The sequence below is a fragment of the Arthrobacter sp. TB 26 genome (assembly GCF_000427315.1).
Lineage (GTDB): Bacteria > Actinomycetota > Actinomycetes > Actinomycetales > Micrococcaceae > Arthrobacter.
On the sequence record NZ_AUPJ01000356.1, the window covers coordinates 1 to 2357 of the forward strand.

1 protein-coding gene is annotated in these 2357 nt (G+C 67.5%); it reads left to right on the top strand.

All coding sequences use genetic code 11. The features are described from left to right. On the top strand, positions 1-2305 hold a 2305-nt coding region (nirB, locus tag K789_RS0113855), incomplete at its 5' end, for a nitrite reductase large subunit NirB (RefSeq protein WP_024367274.1). Positions 2306-2357: the final 52 nt, after the last annotated feature.

Here is a 2357-nt window from a genome sequence, read left to right on the forward strand (position 1 = left end):
CCTGCCGATCCCGGGATCCGAGCTGACCCACGTCTACCGCACCCTGGAAGACGTCTGGGCCATCAACAAGGCGATCGCGGAACTGACGGAGAAGTTGGGCCGCAAGGTCAACGCCGTCACCATCGGCGGCGGGCTCCTGGGCCTCGAGTCCGCGGCCGGCACCGAGCAGCTCGGCGCCACCCCGATCGTCGTCAACGGCTCCCCCTGGCTCATGAACACCCAGCTGGATGAGGGCGCCGGGCAGGCCCTCGGCCGCCTGATCGAAGCCAAGGGCTTCACCGTCCACGGCGGCGTGTTCCCCTCCGAAGTCCTCTCCGACGACGGCGGCCAGGTCACCGGCGTGCTGATGGCCGACGGGCGCATCATCGACGCCGACCTGGTGATCGTCGCGATCGGCGTACGGCCCCGCGACGAACTCTTCCGGGCCGCCAACGGCCCGGCGACGGAGGGAACAGCGCCGCAGTTCGAGCTCGGACCGCGTGGCGGCGTCGTCATCTCCGACGGCTGTGAAACGCAGGTCCCCGGCATCTGGGCCATCGGCGAGGTCGCCAACTTCGGCGGCATGTGCCTGGGCCTCGTGGCCCCCGCCAACACCATGGCGGAGATCGTCGCGGACCGGCTGCATGGCGGCGACGCAACCTTCCCGGGCTTCGACACCGCCACCAAGCTCAAGCTCTCCGGCGTCGACGTCGCCAGCTTCGGCGACGCCTTCGCCCGGACCGAGCACGCGCTGGAAATCGTCTACGCCGACCCGGCCCGCGGCGTCTACCAGAAGATCGTCACCACGGACGATGCCAAGACCCTCCTCGGCGGCATCTTCGTCGGGGACGCCACCCCGTACACGTCCCTGCGCCCGATGCTGGGCCGCGAACTCGCTGCCGAACCCGGCGCCTACCTCACCGCGGCCGGCGGCGGCGACGCCCCGGAGACCCAACTGCCGGACGACGCCATCCTGTGTTCCTGCAACAACGTGACGGCCGGAACCATCCGCGACACCGTCAATGGCTGCGGGGCCTGCGACGGCAACGCGCCCGTCCAGGAACTCGGCGAACTCAAGGGCTGCACCCGCGCCGGAACCAGCTGCGGTTCCTGCGTGCCGATGCTCAAGAAGCTGCTCGAAAGCGAACTTACCAAGTCCGGCGTCGAGGTCTCGAAAGCCTTGTGCGAGCACATCGAGCTGTCCCGCCAGGAACTCTTCGAGACCATCCGTATCCTGGAACTGGCCTCCTTCGACGAGGTCATGGCCAGGTACGGCACCGGCGACGGCTGCGACATCTGCAAGCCGACCATCGCCAACATCCTGGCCAGCCAGAACAGTGCCTACGTCCTGGACGCCGGCCGCGGCACCCTGCAGGACACCAACGACCGCGCCCTGGCCAACATGCAGAAGGACGGCACCTATTCGGTGGTCCCACGGATCGCCGGCGGCGAGATCACCCCGAAGAAGCTCGGTGTGATCGCCGCGGTCGCGGAACAATACGGCCTCTACACCAAAATCACCGGCGGCCAGAGGATCGACATGTTCGGTGCCCGGCTGGAACAGCTTCCCGAAATCTGGAAGGTGCTCGTGGATGCCGGATTCGAATCGGGCCAGGCCTACGGCAAGAGCCTGCGCACCGTGAAGTCCTGCGTCGGCTCCACCTGGTGCCGCTTCGGGGTCCAGGACTCGGTGGCCATGGCCATCCAGCTTGAACTGCGCTACCGCGGCCTCCGCAGCCCGCACAAACTGAAGATGGGCGTCTCCGGCTGTGCCCGCGAATGCGCCGAGGCCCGCGGCAAGGATGTCGGCGTCATCGCCACCGCGGACGGCTGGAACCTGTACGTCGGCGGCAACGGCGGAGCCACCCCGGCCCACGCCCAGCTGCTGGCCAAGGACCTGGACGACGAAACGCTCATCAAGTACATCGACCGCTACTTTATGTACTACATCCGCACCGCGGACCGCCTGCAGCGCACCGCGCGCTGGCAGGAAGAGCTCGACGGCGGCATCAAGCACGTCGAGGACGTGGTGGTGAACGACACCCTGGGCATCGCCGCGGACCTCGAAGCGGCCATGGCCAAGCACGTGGACACCTACCAGGACGAATGGGCCGATACCCTCAAGGACCCGGACCGGCTTCGCCGCTTCCGCTCCTTCGTCAATGCGCCGGACCAAAAGGACGACTCGATCTCCTTCGTCCCGGACGAGCGCGGCCAGATGCGCCCCGCCACCGCGGAAGAAAAGGCCCAACAGCCAGTCCTGATCGGTTCTTCCATCCCGGTCCGTGCCACCACTCCGCAACTGCTTGACGAGAACGAGGTATAGCCATGCAGCTCACCATTGATCTCACCGGTCGCGAAGTCCTCGTCACCGGCTC